Below are 24,868 nucleotides of genomic sequence, written 5' to 3' on the forward strand. Positions count from 1 at the left end.
AAGCCCTGAGCAGTAAGAGCCTGCTCAGGGCTTAGGTATTCGGATACGGCCAGGGTTCTTTATGCGCTAGGGGCGCTAAAACCGTCGGCTTCCACATCTTTGTCTTCAAACAGATATTGCTCCATCTGCTCTTTTAAGTAGGTGCGAGCGCGAGCGTCGGCCAGATTCAGGCGGTTTTCATTCACCAGACGAGTTTGCACATCCATCCAGTTGGTCCAGGCCTGTTTGGAGATCGAATGCCAGATCTTGGTGCCCAGTTCGCCGGGGTAGGGTGGGAAATCCAGGCCTTCGGCTTCCTGTTTCAGCTTCACACAGTGAATCATGCGTGCCATATGCGTTCCTTTTCAATCAAATTCTTGGATGGGCGTATTGTACTGAGGGGGGTAGAGGGGTCAAACCGGCTTACAGCTTTTTAATAAAAACCATGCTGTTACGCGAACGGTTGTAATGCGACTGCTTACCCTTGGGCAGGTCCGACACGCCACCTTGTACAAAACCCCGTTTTATAAACCAGTGTGAGGTTCGGGTCGTCAGTACAAATAGACGCTTGAAACCGGCCGCACGGGCTTTGGCCTCGGTGTGGCGTAACAGGATTTCGCCTTCGCCCGAACCTTGCCATTCTGGGTGAACGATGAGACAGGCCATTTCGGCCATGCTGTCTTCTTCGTAAGGGATCAGGGCCACGCAGCCATAGATAATGCCGTCGTGCTCCAGAACCGTGAATTGTTCCACTTCGCGCTCGATCACGGAGCGGCCTCGTGGTACCAGCGTACCGTCGATCTCCAGCGGTTCGATCAATTGCACAATCGCCCCGACGTCATCCAGGTTGGCTGGGCGCAAATCGTCCAGTGTGTCTTCCACCACCATGGTGCCCACCCCATCGTGGGTGAAGATTTCCAGCAGAATGCTGCCGTCCTGCTTGTAGGGCACCAGGTGGGCACGGGCAATCCCGCGTTTGACGGACTGAGAGGCGTAGTGCAAGAAGGTGGAGCAGTCCTCGTCCAGCTTGCCCGAGGCCAGCAGGGCGTCGGCATCGGCACGCGCCAGTTCCGAGTCAATATCCAGATTATTGGAGTGACCGATATGCTCAGGCGTCAGGAAAATCAGTTTTTCTGCACGCAGGGCAATGGCTGTGCTGGTTGCCAGATCTTCCATGTCCAAGGTAAAGGCCTCGCCAGTTGGGGAAAAACCCAATGGGGAGAGTAGAATAAGCGCTCCTTGATTCATGAAGACGCGCATTGCATCCACATCCAGTTTGCGCACTGCACCCGAATGCTTGAAGTCCAGGCCGTCAATGACGCCCACCGGACGCGCCGTTACAAAGTTGCCCGAAATAATGCGAATCTGGGCGTGTGACATCGGTGTGTTGGGCAAACCCTGGCTGAAAGCTGCTTCAATATCCAGGCGAATCTCACCGGCCGCTTCTTTGGCACATTCCAGAGCGACGGCGCTGGTGGGTTCCGTACCGCGACCAAATTGCGTGGTCTCGCCCTTCAGGCGTAGTTGCTCATTGACCTGGGGGCGTGAGCCGTGCACCAGCACCAGCTTGATGCCCAAGGCCGACAGCAGCGACAAGTCCGGGATCAGGGTGTAGAGCAGTCCATCATTGATGAGCTCGCCCCCAAAGGCCACTACGAACGTCTTGCCACGAAAGTCGTGTACATAAGGCGCCACTTCCCTGAACCATCGCACAAATTGTGCCTGGGATTCATCAGGTGGTTCGATGGCGTTGTACGAGTCGGGGATGTCTGTGTTCATTGCGGGGGATCTTTGCGTCCAAATGGTTTCAAGCCAAAATTATAATGATGTCTGTACCAGAAACTACCTTTCATGCACGAGTCCGACGAATTGACTGAAAACCCACACTCTTTACCAACAATTTCCTACCCTGATGACCTGCCTGTCAGCGCCCGACGGGCCGAAATTGCGCAGGCGATCAAAGACCATCAGGTGGTCATTGTGTGTGGTGAAACCGGCTCGGGCAAAACCACTCAGCTACCCAAAATCTGCCTGGAGATGGGCCGTGGGCTCAAGGGCAAGATTATCGGCCATACCCAGCCCCGTCGTCTGGCGGCCACTTCCGTGGCCAAGCGCATTGCCCAGGAACTGCAGTCCGAGATCGGTGACTGGGTAGGGTACCAAATTCGTTTTAACGACAAGACCGGGCCGCGCTCGGCCATCAAATTGATGACGGACGGGATTTTGCTGGCCGAGTCCCAGCGAGATCCTTTATTAAGTCGTTACGACACCATCATCATTGACGAAGCCCACGAACGCAGTCTGAACATTGATTTTCTGCTGGGATTTTTAAAACAGTTGCTGCCACGCCGTCGTGATCTGAAACTGATCATTACCTCGGCAACCATTGATGCCGATCGCTTCGCGCAGCACTTTGCCCAAAAGGGCAAGGCCGCCCCCGTCATCGAAGTCTCGGGACGTCTGTATCCGGTCGATATTGTCTACCGCCCGATTCAGGACCCCTCTTTGGTCGATACCGAGGAGCGTCGGTCTGCCTCGGAGGAAGAGCGCGATCTGATGCAGGGCATTGTGGATGCTGTGAAAGAGTGTGCACGGCATGGTACGGGCGACATTCTGGTTTTCCTGCCGGGTGAACGCGAAATCCGTGAAGCCACGGAGGCGCTGGAAAAAGAAAAACCCATTAATACTGTGATCCTGCCCTTGTTTGCGCGCCTGTCGCAGGCGGATCAGGAACGTATTTTCCGGCCCAAAGGCAATGCCCGCCGTGTGGTGCTGGCCACCAACGTGGCTGAAACCTCGCTGACAGTGCCCGGCATTCGTTTTGTGGTCGATAGCGGCTTGGCTCGCATCAAGCGCTATTCCTGGCGCAACAAGGTCGAGCAGCTGCGCATTGAAGCGATCAGCCAGGCGTCGGCCAGCCAGCGGGCAGGACGTTGCGGCCGTATTGGCCCCGGTATCTGTATTCGTCTGTACGACGAGCAAGACTTCAAGAGCCGTCCTCCCTTTACCGATCCGGAGATTCTGCGTTCCTCCCTGGCCTCGGTGATTCTGCGCATGAAGGCCCTGCATCTGGAGGATGTGGAAACCTTTCCTTTCGTAGAGCCACCTACTGGCCGTGCGATTGCCGATGGCTATCAAATCCTGCAAGAGCTGGGCGCGCTGGATGAACAGCAGCGCCTGACCAAGGTAGGCCGCTCCCTGGCGAAGCTTCCAGTAGACCCGCGTGTGGCCCGTATGATTCTGGCTGGTCACGAACATCATTGTCTGACAGAAATGCTGATTGTGGCCTCGGCCATGTCGGTGCAAGATCCGCGTGATCGCCCCGTGCATGAGCGGGAAGCGGCCAATCAAGCCCATGCCCGTTTCAATGACGACAAGTCCGAGTTTCTGTCCTACGTGAAATTGTGGAACTGGCTGGAGGACTTGTCGCAGGAACAAAGCTCGCAGCGCAAATTTGCCAATAGTGTGAAACAAGCCTTGCTGTCACCCTTGCGAATTCGGGAGTGGCGTGATGTGCACACCCAGTTGCGTAGTCTGGTGCAGGAGCAAAGCTGGGTCGCCAACCCCTCCGCTGCCACGTACGAGCAGGTGCATCTGGCCCTGTTGACAGGGCTAATCGGCAATATTGGCTACAAGAGCGAAGAAACTGGTGTCTACCAAGGAACGCGTGAGTTGCGCTTTGTCATTCACCCCGGTTCCAAGCTGGTCAAAAAAGCGGGCCGCTGGATTCTGGCCGGTGAGTTGATGGAAACTACACGCCTGTTTGCCCGTTGCATCGCTCGTATCGAGCCGCAATGGATTGAGAAGGTGGGCGCGCATTTGATGCGCAAAACCTGGGGTGATCCGCGTTGGGAGAAAAAAGCCGGGCAGGTGGTGGCCAATGAACGTGCCACGCTTTACGGCCTGCTGATTTACAGTGGCCGACGCATTCACTTTGGCCGTATTGACCCGGCTCAGTCCCGTGAACTGTTCTTGCGCCAAGCGTTGGTACCGGGCGAGATTGATTCCAATCTGCCTTTCCTACGCCATAACCGGCAGCAGATTCAAGCCGTCGAACGCTTGGAGCACCAGTCTCGTCGTCCTGATATTTTGGTGGATGAGGAGCTGATTTACGCTTTCTACGATCAGCGCATTCCCCAGGACATCTACCAGACCGCCACGCTGGAAAAGTGGTTCAAGGGCTTGTCCAAAGAAGAAGCGAAAGGCCTAGAGCTGAATCGCGACGAACTGATGCAACACGACGCGGCCGGTATCACCACCGAGGTGTTCCCGCGCTCAGTGGAGTGGCAGGGCGTGAAGATGGCGCTGGATTATCACTTCGAGCCGGGTTCGGTGCGTGATGGTGTCACGCTCAGTGTGCCTTTGTTCGCCTTGAACCAGATCGATGCTGCCCGTTGCGAGTGGCTGGTGCCTGGCATGCTCAAGGAAAAAGTGCTGGCCTTGTTGAAGTCCTTACCGCAGCGTATCCGCCGTCATTGCGTGCCTTTGCCCGACTACGCCGCTGCCTTCCACCAGCGTTGGTTTGAAAAAGCGGCCGATCCGGGCATGAGTCTGCTGGATGCCATTTCCCAGGATATGTGGACGCAGGTCAAACAAAGACCGCAACGCAGTGACTTCAAGCCTGAAACCCTGGCAACACACTTGTTCATGAACTTCCGGGTCATTGATGAGCATGGCCGCATGTTGTCCGGCGGGCGCAATCTGGACCAGCTCAAGGCCGAGCATGGCCGTCAGGCCCAGGCGTCATTCCAACAAATGGCTGCTGGTGACGAGCAGGTGGCACAGGTGCTGGATCACGAGCAGCTCACCAGCTGGAGTTTTGGCGAGTTGCCGGAGCTTATGGAAATCAAGCGCAAAGGCCGCAGCTTTATTGGCTACCCTGCCTTGATCGACAAGAAAACCCATTGTGACCTGGATGTGTTTGACGATCCGGCCCAGGCCCAACGCCAGCATCGCCAAGGACTACGCCGTTTGTTCCGCCTTGCCTTACGCGAGCAGGTGCGTTTTCTGGAAAAGAACATTACGGACCTGACCCGTATCAGCATGCTGTACATCAATCTGGGGACACAGGAACAATTGCGTGACCAGATTATCGATGTGGCTCTGGAGCAGTCCTGCATGATGGAGCCCTGGCCGAAAAACCAGGCCGAGTTCGATGCGCGGGCGCAGGAAGGCCGCAGTCGTTTAGGCTTGGTAGCCCAGGAGGTCGCACGTCTGGCAGGACAAATCCTGATCGAATGGAGTGCCGCACAGAAAAAACTGGCCCAGATCAAAGCCCACCCAGAAGCGTTGAAAGACATACAGCAACAATTGAATGTCTTGATGCCCACTTTGTTTTTGGAAAGTAATGAATACGCGCAGCTGGCGCATGTGCCGCGCTATTTGAAAGCAGTGCAGACGCGGGTGGACAAGCTGCGTGCCGATCCGGCCCGTGATCAACGCTTGATGCAGGATATGTCTGTTCTGTTGACGAAGTATCAGCGTGCCGTGGCGGCGCTGAAAGGGGCCAGCGATAGCGGGTTGCGGGATTTCCGCTGGATGTTGGAGGAGTTGCGAGTGTCCTTGTTTGCACAAGAGTTGCGTACGCCCATGCCGGTTTCGGTCAAACGCTTGGAAAAAGCCTGGGCGGCGCTGCAGCGCTAGGGTTTTTGTTAACAGGGTCACCAATGTCTATCGGCTTAAGTACAATTCCATCATGAGCGAAATCACCCCTTCCTTTGTCCATTTGCGATCCCACTCGGAGTTCTCCGTGGTGGACGGCATCTCCCGTATTCCCGAAATGATCAAAAAAGCGCAGGCCTATGGGCAGCCTGCACTGGCCTTGACGGATTTGTGCAACTTGTTTGGACAAATCAAGTTCTATACCTCGGCGCGTAAAGCCGGGCTGAAAGCCATCATGGGTTGTGATATTTGGCTACAGAACGAGGAAGACCGTGAAAAACCGTCGCGCTTGCTTTTACTGGTGCAAAACGAAGCGGGCTATTTAAGCCTGTGCGATATTTTGACGCGTGCCTGGCTGGGTAACCAGTACAAGGGGCGGGCGGAAGTACAGCGTGCCTGGCTGAAAGAGTGTAGTGGCCTGATTGCCCTGTCTGGTGGACGTATGGGTGATGTGGGGCAGGCTTTGGCCGATGGCAACCTGGAACAGGCACGCGACTGTGCCCGCCACTGGCAAGACCTGTTTCCGGGCGCTTTTTATATTGAATTGCAGCGTAGCGGTGCGGACGGTGACGAACAGTATGTGCAGGCCGCCATGCGGCTGGCTGCAGATATGGATTTGCCCGTGGTGGCTACGCACCCGGTTCAGTTTATTGCTCCTGACGATTTCCGCGCTCATGAAGTGCGCGTGTGTATTGCCGAAGGCGAACAACTGGCTAATCCAAAGCGTGTGAAGCGTTTTACGCCTGAGCAGTATTTCCTGAGCACGGACGACATGCAGCAGCGTTTTGCTGATGTGCCTGCTGCGCTGGAAAATACGCTGGAAATTGCCAAACGTTGCAATCTGGAAATGGAGCTGGGTAAACCTTATTTGCCGGACTTCCCCACGCCTGAAGGTATGTCGCTGGGCGACTTCCTGATTCAACAAGCGAAAGAAGGTCTGGAGACCCGTCTGCTGCAGTTGTACGCCGATCCTGTCGAGCGCGAAAAACAGCGTCCGACCTACGAAGAGCGCTTGATGTGGGAATGCAACACCATTATTTCCATGGGTTTCCCCGGCTACTTCCTGATCGTGGCGGACTTCATTAACTGGGGTAAGCACAACGGCGTGCCAGTGGGGCCGGGTCGAGGCTCGGGTGCCGGCTCTCTGGTGGCCTACAGCATGGGCATTACCGATCTGGACCCTTTGCGCTATGACTTGCTGTTTGAGCGTTTCCTGAACCCCGAGCGGGTTTCCATGCCTGACTTTGACGTGGACTTTTGCCAGGACAACCGCGAACGCGTCATTGATTACGTCAAACAGAAATACGGCCGTCAGGCGGTAAGCCAGATCGCCACTTTTGGTACCTTGGGCGCCAAGGCCGTCGTGCGCGACGTAGGCCGGGTGCTGGAGCTACCCTACAGTCTGTGCGACGGCCTGTCCAAACTGATTCCTTTTAATCCCGCCGATCCCTGGACGCTGGAACGTGCGCTGGCCGATGAGCCCGCCTTCCGTGAGCGCTACGAGAACGACGAGGAAGTCAAAGCCCTGATTGATCTGGCCCGTCCATTGGAAGGCCTGACCCGTAGCGTAGGTATGCACGCTGGGGGCGTGTTGATTGCTCCGGGCAAGTTGATTGATTTCTGCCCCCTGTATGCACAGCCTGGCCCCGATGCCAATGCCGTCTCCCAGTTCGACAAGGACGATGTGGAGGCCGCCGGCCTGGTCAAGTTCGACTTTCTGGGCTTGCGTAACCTGACCATTCTGGATTGGGCTGTGCGCTACGTGCGCCAGTTCAATGCGGACAAGCGTGATTTCGACATCATGGCCCTGCCATTGGATGACGACGCTTCCTACAAGATCTTGTGTGAGGGCAATACCACGGCGGTGTTCCAGCTGGAATCGCGTGGTATGAAAGAGCTGCTGCGCAGCCTGCGGCCCTCCACCTTTGAAGATATTATCGCCATGCTGGCCCTGTATCGTCCGGGGCCACTGGAGTCGGGCATGGTCGTGGACTTCGTGAACCGTAAGCACGGTCGCGCCGAAGTCGATTACTTCCATCCGGATCTGGAGAGCACGCTAAGCAGCACCTACGGGGTCATCGTCTACCAGGAACAGGTGATGCTGATCTCGCAGATTATCGGTGGCTACTCGCTGGGTGGCGCCGACTTGCTGCGTCGCGCCATGGGTAAGAAAAAGCCCGAGGAAATGGCCAAGCACCGGGTCTTGTTCGAGGAAGGGGCGGTTAAAAAAGGCCACAACCCCGAGTTGGCGGTCAAGCTGTTTGACCTGATGGAAAAGTTTGCGGGTTACGGCTTTAACAAGAGTCACTCGGCGGCTTATGCACTGATTGCGTATCAAACAGCGTGGTTGAAGGCGCACCATCCGGCAGAGTTCCTGGCGGCAACCTTGCTGTCCGATATGGACGATACCGACAAAGTGCAGATTTTCTGGAAAGATGCGGTCGCCAACGGTGTGGCCGTGCTGCCACCAGATATCAACGCGTCCAACTACCGCTTTGAGCCTGTCCAGGACAGCTACACCGAAAAAGGCTTGCCACCTCGCACCATGCGTTTTGGTCTGGGAGCGGTGAAAGGAACCGGGCAGTCTGCGGTGGAAGCCATTGTGCAGGCACGTAAAGAAGCTGGGCCCTACACCAGCCTGTTCGATTTCTGCCGCCGTGTGGACCGTCATCAGGTTAACAAGCGCACTATTGAAGCCCTGGTCCGCGCCGGTGCTTTTGATTCGATTGATGAAAACCGCGCCGCTTTGCTGGCCAGCATTGGCGCAGCGACAGAAGCGGCTGATCAGGCTGAACGCAGCGCGAATCAGTCTTCGCTGTTTGCTGATGACTCCAACGATATTGTGGAAGGTGAGGTCGCGAAAGTGGCCCCCTGGAGCCTGCAAGATCGTTTGCGTCAGGAAAAGACGGCCCTGGGTTTTTACTTCAGTGGCCACTTGTTCGATGCTTGGCGTGATGAAGTTCGCCGTTTCGCACCTACGCCCTTGGCCCGCCTGGAAGCTTCACGCAGCCCGCAGTGGTTTGCGGGCGTGCTGTCCGCCGTGCGCGTGCGTATGACCCGTCGCGGCAAGATGCTGTATGCCATGTTGGACGACGGTTCGGCCCAGCTGGAAGTGGCTATCTTCAATGAATTATTTGAAGAGCACCGTCAGCGTCTGAAAGAAGACCAGTTGATCATCATCCAGGGCAAGGTCAGTAACGATGATTACACCGGCGGTTTGCGTATCAATGCTGATTTGATTTTTGACCTGCAGTTGGCCCGTGAAGCGCGTGCCAGTTGCCTGAGCATTGGCCTGAATAATAATGCGGATGCACAACGCCTGCAGACCTTGCTGACACCGCATCGGGCTCAAGAGCAAGGTGGCGTGCCGGTTGAAGTGCAGCTACTGCGTCCTGACTACGAATGCGTGGTGCAGTTAGGCCCGCAATGGCGTGTCCGTCTGGCAGATTCTCTGCTCGAGCAGCTGGAAGGATGGGATGCCACGCACGAGGTGGAGATCAGCTACCGATGAGGCCGTTGCGCATTTTGCACTCGGAAGCGGCCACCAGCTTTGGCGGTCAGGAGAATTACATCCTGCGTGCCATGCGTATCTTGCGCGATCGTGGGCACCAGGTGGAGGCCGCGTGCCAACCTCATGCCCAGTTGACCGAGCGCTTGCGCGAAGAAGGCTTTGTGGTTCATACCTTGTTGATGGACGGGCCGGCCAACTATATGCGTGGTGTACGTCAGCTGCGTGGAGTCTTACGTCAGGGAAAGTTTGATGTGCTCAATAGCCATAGCCGCCGGGACACCATGCTGGCGGGGGTGGCGGGACGTCTGGCTGGTACGCCGCTGATTGTGCGTACACGCCATCTGGCCAAGAAAGTAGGCTCCTTGATGTCCTACACCATTGTGCCCAAACGAGTTATTACCCCCAGCGATTATGTGCGCGACCATCTGATTGAGCGTGGGATCAAACCCGAGCATGTGCAGGTGGTGTATCCCTGTGTCGATCCTGATGTGATCGATGCTGCCCCAGCCTTAGATTTACGTGCTGAGTTGGGTTTGGCAGCGGATACCTTGCTGGTGGGTTGCGTCGCTGTATTGCGACGCGAAAAAGGCCATCACGAACTGATCGCCGCCATGCAGCCTTTGTTTGCCCACTATCCCCAATTGCATCTGGTTTTGGTCGGGGGCGGTTCGCCAGGTTATGAGCAGCTACAGGCTTTGATCGCCGAATTTGGCTTGCAGGGCAGGGTACATCTATTGGGCGCTCGCTCGGACGTGCCGTCGATTCTGCCTAATCTGGATATCTTTGCCCTGGCGACACATATGGAAGCCTCGGGTACCGTATTTGTAGAAGCTGGCAGTGCAGGCATTCCAGTGCTGGGCAGCCGCGTAGGCGGTGTGTCTGAGATGATGCAGGAAGGCCGCAGCGGCTTCTTGGCGGATCTGCATGATGCCCAACAGTGGCGTGCCGCTTTGGAGAAACTGATTCAAAGCTCCGAACTACGTCAGGAAATGGGAGCCGCCGGCCGAGTGTTTTGCCGCAGCGACGAGCGCTTTACGCCTATTGCCATGGGCGATCGGCTCGAAAGCGCATATTACCGTTGGTTAAAGGAGCTGCAGGGATGAAAGTAGCCAGCACGGTACCCGTCATGATGTACCACCATGTCACCCCTGAAGGGGGCATGATCAATGCCAGCCCCGAGCATTTCGAGCAGCATCTGCAATGGTTGCAGCGCCATGGCTGGACCAGCCTGACAACGGAACAGTTTGTGGGCCATCTGCAAGGGCAGGGCGTTCCACCCAAATCGGTGCTGATCACCTTTGATGACGGCTACCTGGACAATTGGGTGTATGCCTACCCTTTGCTGAAAAAATATGGTTTCAATGCAGTGATCTTTCTGGTGACGGATTGGATCAAAGACGGCCCGGTGCGCCCTTATCGGGGTCAAGCTCAGGACCTGCCAGCGTGTCCGGTACACCGCGAATGTGAAGCGCGTATCGAGCAGGGACGTAGCGACGAAGTTATTTTGCGCTGGAGTGAAATCCACGCCATGCAGGCCGAGGGCGTATTTGAGTTCCACAGCCACACGCACACACATACCCGCTGGGATTTAAGTGAGCAGCGTGATCAAAAGAATGACAAGATGCGCTGGGAGCTGGAGCAGTCTCGCAAGACCTTGATGGCTAATATGGGTAGCGTTTCCGATCAGTTGTGCTGGCCGCAGGGCTATTTTGATCCTGACTACGTACAGATCGCTCAGCAGGCGGGGTTTCGCTACCTGTATACGACTAAAGCCTTCGGCTCCAACCAGCCCGGTAGCGACCCGCTGCATATTTATCGTTTTGCCGTGCGCGATACCACTGGCGTATCGATAGGGCGCAGGCTGAACGTGGCGATACACCCCGTGATTGGTCCGATTTTCAATAGGTGGAAAGCATGGCGTCGTCGTCAACGACAGAAGTAGACCACGGCGGGGTGTCTGGCTCCGGCAAGCGCCTGTCCGTTATCTTGATTACCAAAAATGAGCAGGCTCATATTCGTGCGTGCCTGGAATCAGTGTCTTTTGCGGACGAGATCATCGTGGTGGACTCAGGCAGTAGCGATGACACTGTGGAAATTGCCCGGTCTATGGGGGCGAAAGTCACTATTACCCCGGACTGGCCCGGATTTGGACCGCAAAAAAACCGTGCTCTGGATCAGGCAACGGGCGACTGGGTGCTGTCCATTGATGCGGACGAGCGTGTCACCCCGGAGCTGGCCCAGTTGATTCAGCAGGAAATAGCCCAGCCGCGCGCTATGGCTTACCGAATCTCCCGCCTGTCCGAATTTGCCGGACGCTGGATGCGCCATAGTGGCTGGTGGCCAGACCGGGTCTTGCGCCTGTTCAAGCGCGGCACGGCCCGCTTTAACGACGCCCAAGTCCATGAAAGTGTGCAAACCGAGCATCCTGTCTTGGTTCTGGATGGTCATTTTTTACATTACCCTTACGCCAGCCTTGAAGTCTTCATCGACAAGATCAACCGCTATTCTTCGGACGCGGCACGTCAGATGCAGGCCAAGGGCAAGACCACCAGCCTGCCGGGCATTGCTGCTCATGCCAGCTGGACCTTTGTGCGGCATTACGTGGTGCGCAGAGGTTTTCTGGACGGCCCGCAAGGCTTTATCCTGGCGTGTATGGCCGCTTCTGGCAGCCTGTTTCGTTATAGTAAGCTCTGGTATTACACCCGTCAGAAGTCTGATTAGCCCCTTATAATGCCGCCTATGATTCCGATTCTTATGTACCACCAGGTCGGGGTGCCTGCTCCCAAGGGCTCGCCGTATCGCGGTTTGACCGTGCACCCCACCGATTTCCGACGCCAGATGACCTGGTTGAAGCGCTTGGGCTACCGTGGTTTGTCCATGGCGCAGTTAATGCCGTATTTGCGTGGTGAAAAGCAAGGCAAGGTCGTGGGAATCAGCTTTGATGACGGCTACCGCAACGTCTTTCAAAATGCCATGCCGGTGCTGGACGAACTGGGCTTTACGGCCACCAATTACATCGTCGCCCGGCATCTGGACGGCTCCAACTTTTGGGATCAGCCTAAAGGTGTACCGCATTCCGGCCTGATGTCTCTACCTGAGCTGCGTGCTTGGGTGAACGCAGGCCATGAAGCGGGCTCGCACACGCTGGATCACGTGCATCTGACCGACGTATCCTCCGAGATTGCTCACTACCAGATAGTGCAATCCAAAGCAGAGCTGCAAGATGCGCTGCAAGTGGACGTCAGTGCCTTTTGCTATCCCTATGGTGATCAGAATCAGGCTATCCGTGAACAGGTGCGCCAGGCCGGTTATCTGAATGCCACCACGACCAATCGTGGGCTGGTTCGTTCAGATGATGATTTATTTGATCTGCCACGTGTCACCGTCTCGCGTTCCACCAATATTTTGCGCTTCGTGCAAAAGTGCGTGACACGCTTGGAAGACAAGCGCAGAACGGTCTCCCGCTCATGAACCCCGACCAAGCTCACGACAACCCTGTCCCGGAACGCCTGCGCATTGCCTTTGTCGTCGATCGTTTCGGCAACCGCTTTGGTGGTGCTGAAGCCTATGGTGTGGAGTTGATGCGCGAGCTGGTCCAAAAACACGAAATCACGGTGTTTGCGCGTGAATACGACAGCCGCTGTGATTTGAAACTGGCCTATGTACCTATACGCCATTGGTCACATTGGCCCGGCTGGATACGCGGCATCTTGTTTGCCCGTCAGGCGGCTAAAGCCACGGCCCAAGGTTTCGATATTGTGCACTCGCACATGAATGGCTGGTGTGGGGATGTGGAAGTGGTTCATGTCACCCCCGTACGTTTTAACTGGCGTGTGCGGCCGCTGCCCTGGCTTAAAAAACTGGGCTCGTATCTTAGCCCTCGGGTTTGGGGATATCTGGGTCTGGAAAAGCGCCGTCTGCGCCCCGGCCCCCATGCAGTTGTCGCTGTTTCTGGCTTGATTGCCGAGCAGTTGCAACAGGCATATGGCAGCGTGCATGAATATCCGGTTATCGCTCCAGGCGTTGCCTTGCCGCAGGCCGATCACCACGGCGAGGAACGAGCCAAGGTTCGCGAGTCCTTAGGCTTTAGTAAAGATCAGGTCGTCTGCTTATTGGTGGCACGCAATCCGCTGCGTAAAGGCTTGAATACGGTGCTGGAAGCCTTGGCACAACTGCCGTCTCATTACCGCCTTTTGGTAGTGGGAGGCAAGCCGGGCCTGCGTGACCAGATGCGTCAGCAGTTGCAGGCTTTGAATATGCAAGATCGCGTGATCTTGCAGGGCGAAACATCTAATGTCGAACCCTTTTATCGCGCTGCGGATGTCTATGTGCATCCAACCTTGAACGACAGCTTTGGCATGGCGCCCCTGGAGGCTATGTCCTATGGCTTGCCGGTTGTCTTAAGTCCCAGCCCCTGGTGCGGCTTTGCTCAATATGTTCAGGGCGGCTATCACGCCTTGTTGCTGACGCATCCGGAAAATGCTGAAGAACTGGCCCAGGCCATAGAAAAAATAAGCCGGGATCCGGTCATGGCCCGTAATCTGGTCGAGAATTCCCGCGAGCTGCTGGCTCAGTTCAGTTGGCCAGCGGTCGCGACTCGGTATCAGGAACTCTATCAAAAAGTGTTGCAACGCCGCCAAGCTTAATGGCTTTGAAACGCTGTTTTCTCTCTTGCTGGTACTAAAACGTCAAAACTGCTGTTCAGTCATTGTTCAGCTTACGTAATAGCGGATACACTTTGTGGCCTATCGATGCTCGGCCTGAGCATTTGTCTGTCATTGCCAGCCGCTGGCGGAGCGAGTTTTGAAGGTTCTGATCACTGATATTCACCATGGGAATGGCGGCGGCCATGTCACCTACATTTTGGGTTTGTTGCGTGGTTTGGCTGATCAGTGTGAATTCACCCTGGCAGCGCCAGCAACGGGCCGACTGTATCGTGAGGCCTTGCAGATACCGGGTGTCAGAGTGCTGCCGGGGCTCTATACAGCCCGTATAGGTCGCGCCTTGTCAGAAATATGGCGTTTGCGCGGTTTTCTTCAGCGCGAAGCCTTTGATATTGTGCATTGCAATGGCAGTACCGATCACCGCCATGTGATGATTGCCTGTAAGACCTTGCCCAATCCCCCGGTCATTATCTGGACCAAACACAATACGAATCGCCTTCACAGCATGGGCAACCGTTTACGGGCGCGCTTTGGAACGGATCTTTGCATTGCGGTCAGCGATTATGTCGCCCGGCAACTGGCAAATTCCGATTACCGGCGTTGTCAGGTTGAACGGATTTATCACGGGCTGGATCTGGACCATTACCGCCCTGTCCCCTCGCAGGAAAAGCAGGAAGCCCGTTTGGCGCTTTTTGGTCCGGATCTACCCGAGGACTGTCTGGTTCTGGGCTCAGTGGGAGGAACGGATCTGGAAAAAGGCTGGATGCTGCTGGTGGAGGCCGTTGCTCGTCTGGAGCCGGAGTTAAAGCAGCGGGTTCGTATTCTGGTTGCGGGAGACCCGCCGACGGCCGCTGTTTGCGAGAAAGTGCAGGCTCTGGGCTGCGCGGCGCAAGTGGTCTTTCCTGGTCTGGTGAAGGATGTACGCTCAGTGCTGGCAGCCTGTGATGTGGGCTTTGTTCTGTCTTACAAAGAGTCAGCGTCCTACGCTTGTTACGAATCTTTGGCCTTGGGCTTGCCTGTGCTTATTTCCAATGCTGGCGGTTTGCCTGAGAGCATCGAGCATTTGCATGAAGGCTGGGTGGTGCCATCTGGCGATGTAGATGCCATCGAAGCCCACCTGCGGGAAATGCTGTGTCAAAAATACTGTTTGAAAACAGTGGGTCAGCGGGCCAGGGTACGGGCAGAGATGCGCTTTGATGCGCAGCGTTTTTCAGTTGATACCTATCAGGCCTACTTGAAAGCGCGAGCGCTATAAGGCTCAGTGGGCTTGGGTTCTGATAAAAAGGGCGTTCTGGGTTTATTTCAGAACGCCTTTTTTTATGTTCAGTTCTTGATAGGTGGAGCGGTCAGGGCTTCCAGTTCGGCCAACCAGATCAGGGCCTCTCCTCGTTGGCTGCCGCACATTTCTTGCGAGGCCTGCAGGCCAGAGCAGCAAGCAGGTCGCTCTGGCTGACCGAAAATCCGGCAGCGCAGTTGTTCATCTAATTGAATACAGGGCACGCCGGCCGGTTTGCCGTGAGGCATGCCCGGAATGGGGCTGGAAATAGAGGGAGCAATGCAGCAGGCTCCACATTCAGAACGACAAATCACGCCCAGCCTCGAGACCAGTAAACCAGAATCCCTACGTATTCCTTGATGATGGAACGGCTGGACTGCAAGGCCATCAAGTTGGGTTTCCACATGGAAAACTCAGGATCATTCGGTACGGTCAGCTGGGGAGCGGCACCTGCAGCAATCGCACTCACGCCTTGTTTGCGAAAAATGGCCATAGCACGCGGCATATGCAGGGCAGAAGTTACCAGCAGTACCTGCTTGGCCTGTTTTTCCTGCAGCAGGTGGGCGGTGTATTCGCCGTTTTGCTGCGTGGTCAGGCTATTGTTTTCCATTAAGGTGGCCGAGGCAGGAACATCCAGATTTTTCAAGGTGTTAGCCATGACTTGGGCTTCACTGATTCCGCCGTCCAAAGCCGCACCCGACAGAACAATATAGGGAGCGCGGCCTGCTTTATACAGATCCGCTGCTCGTTCTACCCGTGCCGAGGTTTTCTGTGCTGTTTGAGGCAGGAACCAATTGCTGCGGTTTTGGGCCGTATGGCCGCCCAGAACCACAATGGCATCGGCCTCGGCCACTTGGTCAGCCGCCTGGTAGGGGTACATTCTTTCCAAGTACCCGCCGGCATACAGGCTGGTCGCTGGCAAGGACCAGGCACCTGTCCAGAGCAAACCTGCCAGAGCCAGGGCAACAGCGGTTTTGCGCAGTCGCACGATGAACAGCAAGACAGCCACCAACAAGAGGGCGGCAAACAAATTCAGCGGAATGACCAGGCTGGTCAGGATGGTTGATACATTCATGGGTGCTCCCGCTCTGACTCCAGGACATGCACCACTTCGTCCAGCGTAGGCCATTGGCCGTCACGACCCAGGGAAAGAGCCCGGGGTGACCAGGGACCAGTGTCCTCAGGGTTGGTTACGCCGCACAAAGTCAGCTGCTGGGCCTTGATGGCCGCGGCAATATGCGAGACACCAGAGTCATTGCAAATAACCCACTGCGCCTGTTGGCAAATCCGTGCAAAGGCCCCTAAAGGCAGGGGCGGCAAGCAACGTGCGCTGGGCGCATTGTGCAGGGCAGCCTCATGCTCGTTGGGCGGGGGGCACATAATGACGGTTTTGCCTTGGGCTTGCAGATGGCGGGTCAGTTGGTCGAAATAAGGCCAGACTTTAACGCGGCCTTTATGCAATCCCGTTGCGGTGGGGGCGATCAGAATATAGTCGCCGGGGCGCAGGGCGGCTTGGCGCAGGCTGTTGTCACCTTCTTGCCGTTGCAGGGGGCTAAGCGTTAAATCCAGGGTGGCCGGGGCTTGCTCAGGGACTGGGCCCAGATTCCACAGGCCCAGTGCCTGTTGAACAATATAGAACCAGGATTGCACCGCGTGCAACTGGTTTTGCGGCTTATTTAAAGGCCAACGTAATAAAAGGCTACGGCCATCATCGCGGTAACCGCAAGAGGGCAGGCCGGCCAGCTTGAAGCTAAGGGCACTGCTGAGCGAGTCAGGAAGCAGGACGCCGTAGGCGTTGCGGTGACCGTGCTGGCGGCGATAGCGGCGTATGGCTTTGGCATCTTGCCGCCAGTGGCTGGTCATGGGAATGAAGCCATGCAAAGGGTAAGCGGACAGCAGTTCGCGGGCCCATGGACGGGCGCAAACGACCACTGGTACACCCGTGTCCAGCAGAGTCTGCAGACATGGCAGGCTCATACATACATCGCCTAGCCAATTAGGCAATCGCAAATAAAGGGCAGAGGGATCAGACATGAACAGGACAACTAGGCATAACGAAAGAGAGCGGGGACGCTTGATTCAGGCAATGAGCGTTAGAATAAACACAATTAGATAGTATATAGGTGTCCTCGTTGTCCAACGCCATAGAAACCAAAATCAAGCCTGCTGGGCACGATCCCGTCAAATCTGATCTCTGGAAGCGCATTTACAGTCGTTTGCTGCCTTATTGGAAGGTAGTCGGCTTGGCGCTGATTCTGGTCAGTATCTCCTCGGCGACACAGCCCGTGCTGGCGGTGATCATGAAGCCCCTGCTGGACGGTGGCTTTACAGGCACCAATCCTGACTATATCTGGTCCATCCCGCTGGCGGTGATCGGGCTGATGTTTGTGCGCGGTGTGACCAGTTACGGTAGCTCTTATTTGTTTGCCTGGGTCGCCAACAAAATGTTGCTGACTTTACGGGCGGATATGTTTTCCCGGCTGCTCGGTTTGTCGGACTCAGAGTTCAAACAAGGTGATACAGGCCGTTTGCTCAATCGCTTCACGATTGATGCCGGCACGATGACCGGGGTTGCCACGGAAGTCATCACCGTTGTGGTGCGTGAAACCCTTACGGTCATTGCTTTGCTGGGCGTTCTGCTCTACATGTCCTGGCAATTGACCGTCATTGTGTTTTTGGTAATGCCCGCCTCGGTGTTCGTTGCCAAACTGGTGTCACGCCGTCTGCGACGCATCAACCGCGACACCGTCAATATGAATGCCGAGCTGACCCGTGTCGTCAGCGAAGCGATTGATGCTCAACGCGTCATCAAACTGTTTGATGGTTACGAGCGTGAAAATACCCGCTTTATGTATGTGAACGCACGTCTGCGGCGCTTTGCCATGCGTGCGGCGTCGGCAGATGCCGCCTTGTCACCCATTACCCAGCTGTTTGTGTCCTTTGCCGTGGCGGGGGTCATTTTTGTGGCGCTGTATCAAGCCAATACCGGCACCCTGACCATTGGTAGCTTTGCTGCCTTCATGGCAGCCTTGGGCCAGATTTTTGATCCTATCAAGCGGTTGACCAATATCACCAGCACCATGCAGCGCATGCTGGTGGCAGCGGAAAGCGTCTTCAAACTGGTGGACCAAGATCCGGAGCCTGATACCGGGACCCGCGAATTCACTCAGCCCGTGCGTGGGCATATTGAGTTTGAAGCGGTTCGTCATCGTTTCCCCAATTCGCATCGTGACACTCTGTCGGATGTCAGCTTTGCGGTGCAACCTGGTCAGACCATCGCCTTGGTCGGCCGATCGGGGAGTGGAAAAACGACCTTAGCCAATATGCTGCCGCGCTTTTTAATACCGACCAGCGGACAGGTCAGAGTAGATGGGATTCCTTTGGACGAGCTCAGCCTGCGCAGCTTACGCAGCCAGATTTCCTTGGTCAGCCAGGATGTGGTGCTGTTTGAAGCGAGTATTGGCCAGAACGTCGCTTACGGCGCGGGTGCCGACGTTCCCCCCGAGCGCATTTGGGAAGCATTGGAAGCAGCTAATTTGCGTGAGTTTGTCGAAGGCTTGCCCCAAGGCCTGGACACCATGGTGGGAGAGAACGCTAACACCCTGTCCGGTGGACAGCGTCAGCGTCTGGCCATTGCCCGTGCCTTGATCAAAAACGCACCTATTCTGATTCTTGACGAAGCGACCTCGGCTTTGGATAACGAGTCCGAGCGTCAGGTTCAGCTCTCCTTGGAAACCCTGATGAAAGGGCGTAGCACTTTGGTGATTGCGCATCGTCTGTCTACCGTACAAAATGCTGATCAGATTTTGGTGCTGGACGAAGGACAGATTATTGAGCAGGGCCGTCATGATGAATTGCTGGCCCGTAACGGCGTCTATGCTGGTTTCTACCAAATGCAGTTTCAGTTCAACGAATAAGCAGCCCGGTGCTGCACGATAAGGAACATCATGAAAAAAATCATTCTTGCGCTGGCCGGGCTGGCTGTTTTGGCGGGTTGCGCCACGCAGCCCGGGGAATTGCGAGAACAGGATTTGCGACGTCCCAGTTATTTCAAGACTGAGCGACGCATTAACACTGATTTTGTCGGTATTCAGCGTGCTTTGTTCAAACATCAGGCCGAATGTGGCAAAGCGGCAGTGTTCAAGATGGACGAGCGCCAGGCCAGCTACGGCACCTTGCGCTTTGAACTGGAGCCAGGGGCGGGCTGGGATAAATCCATTCTGGTTGACCTGACTCTGATGCAAAAAGGCTGGGTCGATGCCAAGGTGTACAGCTATCGTGCTGACGTAAAGGCAGAAATCAAGGAGATTTTCACGTCGATCCGAGCACCTGGCGTGTGTAATCCGGATGACGCGCCTAAAGAAGTCTTGCCCGAGGATGATTTCGTCCCCGTTGCACCAGTATAAATCCATAGGTTTTGTTCGGGAGGTGTTTGTTCGCTCTCATCAAGTGGCTGATGCCTGCTTTCTCGAACTTCGCTGTGATGTACCTTGACCCGCCTTTTCAGGCGGGTTTATTGTTTCCAAGCCCTTCTTATCACTAGAGACCATTATGGATTTTGCTTCTACGCCCAGCCCCAAACAGACAGCCACCACAAAAGCGACGCTCTATCTGATTTGCGGCAAAATTGCGGCGGGCAAATCGACCTTTGCCAGGAAACTCTCCGAACAGGTGCAGACGGTCCTGATTAGTGAGGACTTTTGGCTGGCGAACTTGTATCCCGGTCAAATCAAGTCCCTGGAAGATTACGCCCGTTGTTCGGCGCAACTGCGTGCTGCAATGGCCGCACATATTGCAGATTTGCTGCGGGCAGGCGTATCGGCAGTGCTGGACTTTCCATCCAACACCTTGGCTACCCGAGCTTGGGCACGCGGATTGATTGAGCAATCAGCGGCTGCCCACGAGCTGCATTACCTGGATGTGTCGGATCAGATATGCAAGGCGCGTTTGCATGCTCGCAATGCGGGTGGTGAACATCCCTTTGAAACCACCGAGGCGCAGTTTGATTTGTTCAGCCGTTATTTTGTGGCGCCTCAAGAGTCAGAGGGTTTTCAGATCATCCATCACCCGGTCACAGAGTGACCTATTCTCAAAGTGATGCTCAGGCTGGGCAAGCTCAAAGCATTGTGTCGTAAAGCCCTTGAGTTTTGGGTAATCACAACCAGATCGCGCTCATTGTTCCAAATATGAGACGCTGAGGTGTCCCCATGCCTACTACCGAGCTTGTTTTCGGCTGTTTATAGTGAGTTTCCCCATTCCGCGATGCTGGTGCTTTTATGCAGCAGCTTGGGCTAGCCCGTAACCCTTGTTCTTGGGACTCGCTGCTGACTAGACGCCGGCAGACAAAACTTTGAAGCGTGGCTTTACCTTGGTATTAATTGAGCCCGCTATTTGTCTGCTGATAACGTCCAAACTCCGAAACAGGAAACCCTGACTATGATGAGTAATGCCTTGAGCTGCCTTTCCTCTGATCACTTACTAGTGCGCAGCTTGCTGGCCGTTATTAGTCTGAGCAGTGCTATGGCTTATGCTCAGCCCGGAACCGATAGTCTGGGCAGCGCTGCAAACCGGACAAAAGACACTGCCGATATCGTTATTCGTAATGCCCAAGTGTTGACCGTGAATCCAGACCAGCCAAGAGCCACGGCATTGGCGGTACGGGGAGGGTACTTGAGCGCAGTCGGTGATGATGCGGATGTTCAAACGCAAATAGGTCCCGACACGCACGTGGTGGATGCCAAAGGGCATGTCGTGATTCCGGGTCTGATTGATGCTCACCTGCATGGCATACGCGGTGGCCAGACGTACTTGTTCGAGACGTATTGGCACGATGCGCTCAGCCTGCAAGCCGGGCTCTTGGAGCTACAGCGCGCCGCACAAACGCGCAGTCCGGATCAGTGGCTGGCTGTGGTCGGGTCCTGGATTCCCCAGCAGTTTGCAGAAAAACGTGCGCCCACCCTTGTTGATCTGGATCGCGCCTTGCCTGAGCACCCTGTTTATGTGCAGTCACTCTATGACTACGCTCTGGTCAATAGTCGTGGAATCGCCGTGTTGGCATTGAACACTCCCCAGCCATTGGTACCTGTGGGCGTCACCATAGAGCGGGACGAGGAAGGCAAGGCAACAGGGAAACTGTTGGGGGGAATAGGGTCATTCAATGCCTTGTTTGCTCAGATCAGCCAAGGCCTGGATCAGGAAGTTAATCTTCTAGCATTTTTTCAGGATTTGAATGCGCGCGGGGTGACCGGCTTTATTGATCCCTCGGCGGGTGGCCCTGCTGCTTTTGAGCCTCTTTTTTCACTTCATCGGCAGGGGGCGCTGAATATCCGTGTGGGCTATCGCCTGTCTCCTCCACCCGGCGGAAATGAGACAGCCTGGGTTCAGACCCATATGGCGTATCGGTCCTCTGTCCATGATGATGGCTATCTAGCCTTTTTGGGGTTGGGTGAGAGTTTGATCATGGGGATGAATGACGCCGTTCGTATGGAACCGGGTTTTGCATCGTCACCAAGGGATCAACAGGAGATGCGCAAGGCGCTGAGTTATGCCGCAAAGCGTCGTGTTCCCGTCGAGCTGCACGCCTATACGGACGACAGCGCTGCAGCTATTCTCGATGCGATTGAAGAAGTCGCTCGTGAGTACCCGATCAAGGATTTGCGCTGGTCATTGGCGCATTTGAATACCGGATCAGCCCAAACTTTGCAGCGCATGCAGAAGCTGGGACTGGCCTTTAGCGTACAAATGGGGCCTTACTTCGAAGCCCCCGCCATTCTGGCTGCTAACGGTCCTCGGGTCGCCGAGCAAAGCCCGCCTACTAAGGCAGCGCTAGACATGGGTATGAAGGTGGCGGGCGGAACAGATGCCACGCGTATTGGAGTGGCTGGAGTCTGGCAGGCCATTGAGTATCAGGTGACGGGGCGTTCCTTGGGCGGAGTCGTCCAGCGCCGTTCGGATTTGCTGCTCACACCCGAACAGGCTTTGACGCTCTACACAAGAGACGCCGCGTGGCTGGCCTTTGCTGAAGATAAGCGGGGCAGTCTGGCGGCAGGCAAGTTAGCCGATCTTGCCGTATTGAATCAGGACCCGTTGCGTGTACCTGCTCGTCAATTACACCAGACGCAATCTTTGTTGACCTTGTTGGGTGGGCGCGTGGTGCATGGAGAGGACTGGCTGCAGAGCCAATCCTCCGTCCCAAAAATGACGCTTACAGCAAAATAATGTCGTAATGCTCCTGGGAGTAGTGTGGATCTACTTCCAGCGAGATAGGTTTGCCAATAAAGTCACCCGCCACAGCCAAATGCTGGCTTTCCTCTTCCAGAAACAAGTCCACCACTTCCTGGGCCGCCAAGATACGAAACTCCTTGGGGTTGAACTGCTTGGCCTCGCGCAGAACTTCGCGCAGGATTTCATAGCAGACCGTGCGGGCAGTGCGCACCGAGCCCCGCGATTGGCACGTCGGGCAGGGCTCGCATAATTGGTGTGCTAACGAATCACGGGTGCGCTTGCGCGTCATCTCCACCAGACCCAACTGACTAAAGCCATTAATAGTCACACGGGTGCGATCTTTGGACAGGGCTTTTTGCAGCTCTTGTAATACAGACTCCCGGTGAGTGGCGTCGTCCATATCAATAAAGTCCAAAATGATGATGCCGCCCAGGTTACGCAGGCGCAGTTGACGCGCCAGAGCGATCGCGGCTTCCAAATTGGTCTTAAAAATCGTGTCATCAAAGTTGCGGCCACCGACAAAACCACCTGTGTTCACATCCACAGTCGTCAGGGCTTCTGTCTGATCAATAATTAAATAGCCACCGGACTTCAAATCCACCCGGCGCGACAGGGCTCGGTTAATTTCCTCGTCGACATGGGCTGTATCAAATAGAGCGCGGCTGCCTTTATGGTGGCTGATACGCTCTAGCACAGAAGGGGTATAGATCTGCGCCCACTCCTTCATCTCTTGCACGACTGTGCGCGAGTCCACAATGATGGACTGGGTATTTGGGGTGACCATATCGCGCAAAACACGTTGCGCCAGGCTCAAGTCTGTATAAAGGACCGAAGGGGCACCTTGTTCACGGATGCGTTCCTGAATACGTGTCCATAAAGTACGCAGGTATTGCTGGTCAGCACTAATTTCTTCATCACTGGCGCATTCAGCCTGAGTGCGCACGATAAAACCGCCTTTTTCATCCTCAGGCATCAGCCGGCTGACGCGCTCGCGTAGTTCAATACGGTCTGCGTCTGAGCCAATACGCTGAGACACGCCAATATGGGGATCAAAAGGCAGATACACCAGCATGCGACCGGCGATGCTGATCTGGGTGGAGACGCGCGCGCCTTTGGTGCCCAGTGGATCTTTGATGACTTGTATTAATAGAGACTGGCCCTCAAACAAGAGCTTCTCAATGGGCGTAGTGGTGGTGCCTTGATTGCGTTCGGCACGGTTTTGCCGCAAATCGGCCACATGGATAAAGGCCGCACGCTCCAGGCCAATATCAATAAACGCACTTTGCATGCCTGGCAGAACTCGAGCCACCTTACCCAGATAGACGTTTCCCACATAGCCGCGTTGGATGCTGCGTTCAATATGAATTTCCTGGACAGCGCCTTGCTCGACCAGGGCAACACGGGTTTCAAAAGGGGTAACGTTAATCAGGATGTCTTCATGCATAGTAGTTTCGCTTAGGAATGACTGTTCCGGGCTAGTGTAGGGCCAAGTCTGTGAGGCTGCTACGCCTTTATGACTATATAGAGTCTTTATAGATAGAGAGTGCTTCCCTAATCGGGCTTGCTAGCACTTCCCTGTACTTGTATGGCTAATGGCGGCCTGGGTTTCGGGGATTGCTAAGGCGTCCATTACGCCCCTCTATATATAGAGGGATGAATAGAACCTCTTTTTGTAGCTTGGTCAGTCAGTCAGTCAGTCAGTCAGTCAGTCAGTCAGTCAGTCAGTCAGTCAGTCAGCTAGATGGATGGATGGATGGATGGATGGATGGATGGATGGATGGATGGATGGATGGATGGATGGAGCAGGTCACACAATCAATAACTTTCACTACTTTTCTGGGTGGGGAGGCGATAGCCAAGGATTGAATGGGTTGAAAGGAGGCGAAAAACAGTAGTAGTGGAATGCGAGGAGCAGGGGGGCTACTGACTCACGCGCTAGTATAAAAATTTATTAAAATAGCTTTTCCTTATAATTCATGGGCTTAACGAGTTTCAGGGAAAGTGAGGGCAAATAATCTAGCTTTTCCCTATGAAAACGCTTGCAAGCCGCAAATTCATCGTGCTATAGTTCTTTTCTCGCTGCAGCACAGACAGGGGTTTACCCCGAAGCGCTACAGAGAGCAGTTAGACAAGAATCACCGCTTTGGCCAGAAGGCCCGCACCGATACTTAGATGGCTGGCCAGGTAACTGGCAGGGTGGAAACTCGGAGCTTGACAGATCTCAAAATTCTGTGTTAAAGTTCTAGGTTATCCCTAAGAGAACGCAACGTTAAGTTTTTAAGTGTTTGAAAAGACTTTTGAAAATTTACCCTTGTTTGTGAAGTTGGATGGTTAGCCTCACGGTTGATTGTTCATCAGGTAGGACGGAGCGAAAGTTCTGGTTTGAGCGTGACGAGTTAGACGGTGTTAAAACTTTCTAGCTTCTTCAAAAAAACGCTTGACACGCCGCCTGATCTGCTTCATAATCTCGTTTCTCTGCTGCTAACACAGCGAAGTTTGAAGCGCTCAGCGCGACGAGCTAACCGGGTTAGTAAGTGGAACGACAGGCAACTG

18 protein-coding genes are annotated in these 24,868 nt (G+C 55.1%); 12 read left to right on the top strand and 6 right to left on the bottom strand.

The genetic code is table 11. The features are described 5' to 3' along the window. Window positions 1-59 precede the first annotated feature (59 nt). Window positions 60-332, bottom strand: coding sequence for an oxidative damage protection protein (locus IE156_RS09210; protein WP_189392199.1), 273 nt, complete (start codon window positions 330-332; stop codon window positions 60-62). Window positions 333-402: 70 nt separating this feature from the next. Continuing rightward, complete coding sequence (gene argA / locus IE156_RS09215; protein ID WP_189392200.1) at window positions 403-1,758, bottom strand: amino-acid N-acetyltransferase; 1,356 nt, start codon at window positions 1,756-1,758, stop codon at window positions 403-405. Between the two features lie 72 nt (window positions 1,759-1,830). Between argA and hrpA the strand changes: the two genes are divergently transcribed. The 8 genes from hrpA to IE156_RS09255 all read left to right on the top strand — a co-directional run bounded on the left by hrpA (window position 1,831) and on the right by IE156_RS09255 (window position 15,070). Then, complete coding sequence (hrpA, locus tag IE156_RS09220) at window positions 1,831-5,622, top strand: ATP-dependent RNA helicase HrpA (RefSeq protein WP_189392201.1); 3,792 nt, start codon at window positions 1,831-1,833, stop codon at window positions 5,620-5,622. 52 nt (window positions 5,623-5,674) lie between these two features. Beyond that, entirely contained in the window at window positions 5,675-9,151 is a 3,477-nt protein-coding gene (gene dnaE / locus IE156_RS09225) for a DNA polymerase III subunit alpha (RefSeq protein ID WP_189392202.1), read from the top strand. Next, on the top strand, window positions 9,148-10,254 hold the full coding sequence (locus IE156_RS09230; RefSeq protein WP_189392203.1) for a glycosyltransferase family 4 protein: 1,107 nt from the start codon (window positions 9,148-9,150) through the stop codon (window positions 10,252-10,254). Before dnaE ends, IE156_RS09230 begins: the two co-directional genes overlap by 4 nt. Then, on the top strand, window positions 10,251-11,093 hold the full coding sequence (locus IE156_RS09235; RefSeq protein WP_189392204.1) for a polysaccharide deacetylase family protein: 843 nt from the start codon (window positions 10,251-10,253) through the stop codon (window positions 11,091-11,093). The genes IE156_RS09230 and IE156_RS09235 overlap by 4 nt, the downstream gene beginning before the upstream one ends. Next, window positions 11,066-11,872, top strand: a complete 807-nt coding sequence (locus tag IE156_RS09240; RefSeq protein ID WP_189392205.1) for a glycosyltransferase family 2 protein — start codon at window positions 11,066-11,068, stop codon at window positions 11,870-11,872. The genes IE156_RS09235 and IE156_RS09240 overlap by 28 nt, the downstream gene beginning before the upstream one ends. 33 nt (window positions 11,873-11,905) lie before the next feature. After that, window positions 11,906-12,622 (top strand): polysaccharide deacetylase family protein, encoded by a 717-nt coding sequence (locus IE156_RS09245; RefSeq protein ID WP_373296513.1) that lies wholly within the window; start codon window positions 11,906-11,908, stop codon window positions 12,620-12,622. Continuing rightward, window positions 12,619-13,797 carry a glycosyltransferase family 4 protein gene (locus IE156_RS09250; protein ID WP_189392207.1) on the top strand — a complete coding sequence of 393 codons (1,179 nt, stop codon included), beginning with the start codon at window positions 12,619-12,621 and terminating at the stop codon, window positions 13,795-13,797. Before IE156_RS09245 ends, IE156_RS09250 begins: the two co-directional genes overlap by 4 nt. Window positions 13,798-13,954: 157 nt before the next feature. Beyond that, window positions 13,955-15,070: a glycosyltransferase family 4 protein gene (locus tag IE156_RS09255; RefSeq protein WP_189392208.1), complete on the top strand. Its 1,116-nt coding sequence runs from the start codon at window positions 13,955-13,957 to the stop codon at window positions 15,068-15,070. A gap of 68 nt (window positions 15,071-15,138) precedes the next feature. Here IE156_RS09255 and IE156_RS09260 read toward each other — a convergent pair whose 3' ends face one another. Genes IE156_RS09260 through IE156_RS09270 form a run of 3 tightly spaced genes read right to left on the bottom strand, consistent with a single transcriptional unit; the run spans window position 15,139 to window position 17,068 of the window. Continuing rightward, window positions 15,139-15,405: a YkgJ family cysteine cluster protein gene (locus IE156_RS09260; protein WP_189392209.1), complete on the bottom strand. Its 267-nt coding sequence runs from the start codon at window positions 15,403-15,405 to the stop codon at window positions 15,139-15,141. After that, window positions 15,402-16,166 carry a YdcF family protein gene (locus IE156_RS09265; RefSeq protein WP_189392210.1) on the bottom strand — a complete coding sequence of 255 codons (765 nt, stop codon included), beginning with the start codon at window positions 16,164-16,166 and terminating at the stop codon, window positions 15,402-15,404. Before IE156_RS09265 ends, IE156_RS09260 begins: the two co-directional genes overlap by 4 nt. Further along, window positions 16,163-17,068, bottom strand: a complete 906-nt coding sequence (locus IE156_RS09270; RefSeq protein WP_189392211.1) for a glycosyltransferase family 9 protein — start codon at window positions 17,066-17,068, stop codon at window positions 16,163-16,165. The genes IE156_RS09265 and IE156_RS09270 overlap by 4 nt, the downstream gene beginning before the upstream one ends. 146 nt (window positions 17,069-17,214) lie before the next feature. On the opposite strand from IE156_RS09270, the gene msbA reads away from it, so the two are divergent. From msbA to IE156_RS09290, 4 genes are all read left to right on the top strand, one after another. Next, window positions 17,215-19,008 carry a lipid A export permease/ATP-binding protein MsbA gene (gene msbA / locus IE156_RS09275; protein WP_373296507.1) on the top strand — a complete coding sequence of 598 codons (1,794 nt, stop codon included), beginning with the start codon at window positions 17,215-17,217 and terminating at the stop codon, window positions 19,006-19,008. Between the two features lie 30 nt (window positions 19,009-19,038). Continuing rightward, window positions 19,039-19,497, top strand: coding sequence for a hypothetical protein (locus tag IE156_RS09280; protein ID WP_189392213.1), 459 nt, complete (start codon window positions 19,039-19,041; stop codon window positions 19,495-19,497). Window positions 19,498-19,642: 145 nt separating this feature from the next. Further along, entirely contained in the window at window positions 19,643-20,173 is a 531-nt protein-coding gene (locus IE156_RS09285) for a P-loop nucleotide/nucleoside kinase family protein (protein ID WP_189392214.1), read from the top strand. Window positions 20,174-20,527: 354 nt separating this feature from the next. After that, window positions 20,528-22,309, top strand: a complete 1,782-nt coding sequence (locus IE156_RS09290; RefSeq protein ID WP_229841148.1) for an amidohydrolase — start codon at window positions 20,528-20,530, stop codon at window positions 22,307-22,309. Here IE156_RS09290 and rng read toward each other — a convergent pair. Then, entirely contained in the window at window positions 22,296-23,759 is a 1,464-nt protein-coding gene (gene rng / locus IE156_RS09295) for a ribonuclease G (RefSeq protein WP_189392215.1), read from the bottom strand. The genes IE156_RS09290 and rng overlap by 14 nt on opposite strands. Window positions 23,760-24,868 lie beyond the last annotated feature (1,109 nt).

The sequence above is a fragment of the Alcaligenes pakistanensis genome (assembly GCF_014652815.1).
Taxonomy (GTDB): Bacteria; Pseudomonadota; Gammaproteobacteria; order Burkholderiales; family Burkholderiaceae_B; genus Alcaligenes; species Alcaligenes pakistanensis.

Coding starts and splice junctions, on each gene's coding strand:
- dnaE (WP_189392202.1), top strand. CDS start 5,675: ATGAGCGAAATCACCCCTTCCTTTGTCCATTTGCGATCCCACTCGGAG.
- IE156_RS09270 (WP_189392211.1), bottom strand. CDS start 17,068: ATGAGCCTGCCATGTCTGCAGACTCTGCTGGACACGGGTGTACCAGTG.
- rng (WP_189392215.1), bottom strand. CDS start 23,759: ATGCATGAAGACATCCTGATTAACGTTACCCCTTTTGAAACCCGTGTT.
- IE156_RS09265 (WP_189392210.1), bottom strand. CDS start 16,166: ATGAATGTATCAACCATCCTGACCAGCCTGGTCATTCCGCTGAATTTG.
- hrpA (WP_189392201.1), top strand. CDS start 1,831: ATGCACGAGTCCGACGAATTGACTGAAAACCCACACTCTTTACCAACA.
- IE156_RS09285 (WP_189392214.1), top strand. CDS start 19,643: ATGGATTTTGCTTCTACGCCCAGCCCCAAACAGACAGCCACCACAAAA.
- IE156_RS09235 (WP_189392204.1), top strand. CDS start 10,251: ATGAAAGTAGCCAGCACGGTACCCGTCATGATGTACCACCATGTCACC.
- IE156_RS09230 (WP_189392203.1), top strand. CDS start 9,148: ATGAGGCCGTTGCGCATTTTGCACTCGGAAGCGGCCACCAGCTTTGGC.
- IE156_RS09240 (WP_189392205.1), top strand. CDS start 11,066: ATGGCGTCGTCGTCAACGACAGAAGTAGACCACGGCGGGGTGTCTGGC.
- IE156_RS09210 (WP_189392199.1), bottom strand. CDS start 332: ATGGCACGCATGATTCACTGTGTGAAGCTGAAACAGGAAGCCGAAGGC.
- IE156_RS09250 (WP_189392207.1), top strand. CDS start 12,619: ATGAACCCCGACCAAGCTCACGACAACCCTGTCCCGGAACGCCTGCGC.
- IE156_RS09280 (WP_189392213.1), top strand. CDS start 19,039: ATGAAAAAAATCATTCTTGCGCTGGCCGGGCTGGCTGTTTTGGCGGGT.
- IE156_RS09245 (WP_373296513.1), top strand. CDS start 11,906: ATGTACCACCAGGTCGGGGTGCCTGCTCCCAAGGGCTCGCCGTATCGC.
- IE156_RS09290 (WP_229841148.1), top strand. CDS start 20,528: ATGATGAGTAATGCCTTGAGCTGCCTTTCCTCTGATCACTTACTAGTG.
- argA (WP_189392200.1), bottom strand. CDS start 1,758: ATGAACACAGACATCCCCGACTCGTACAACGCCATCGAACCACCTGAT.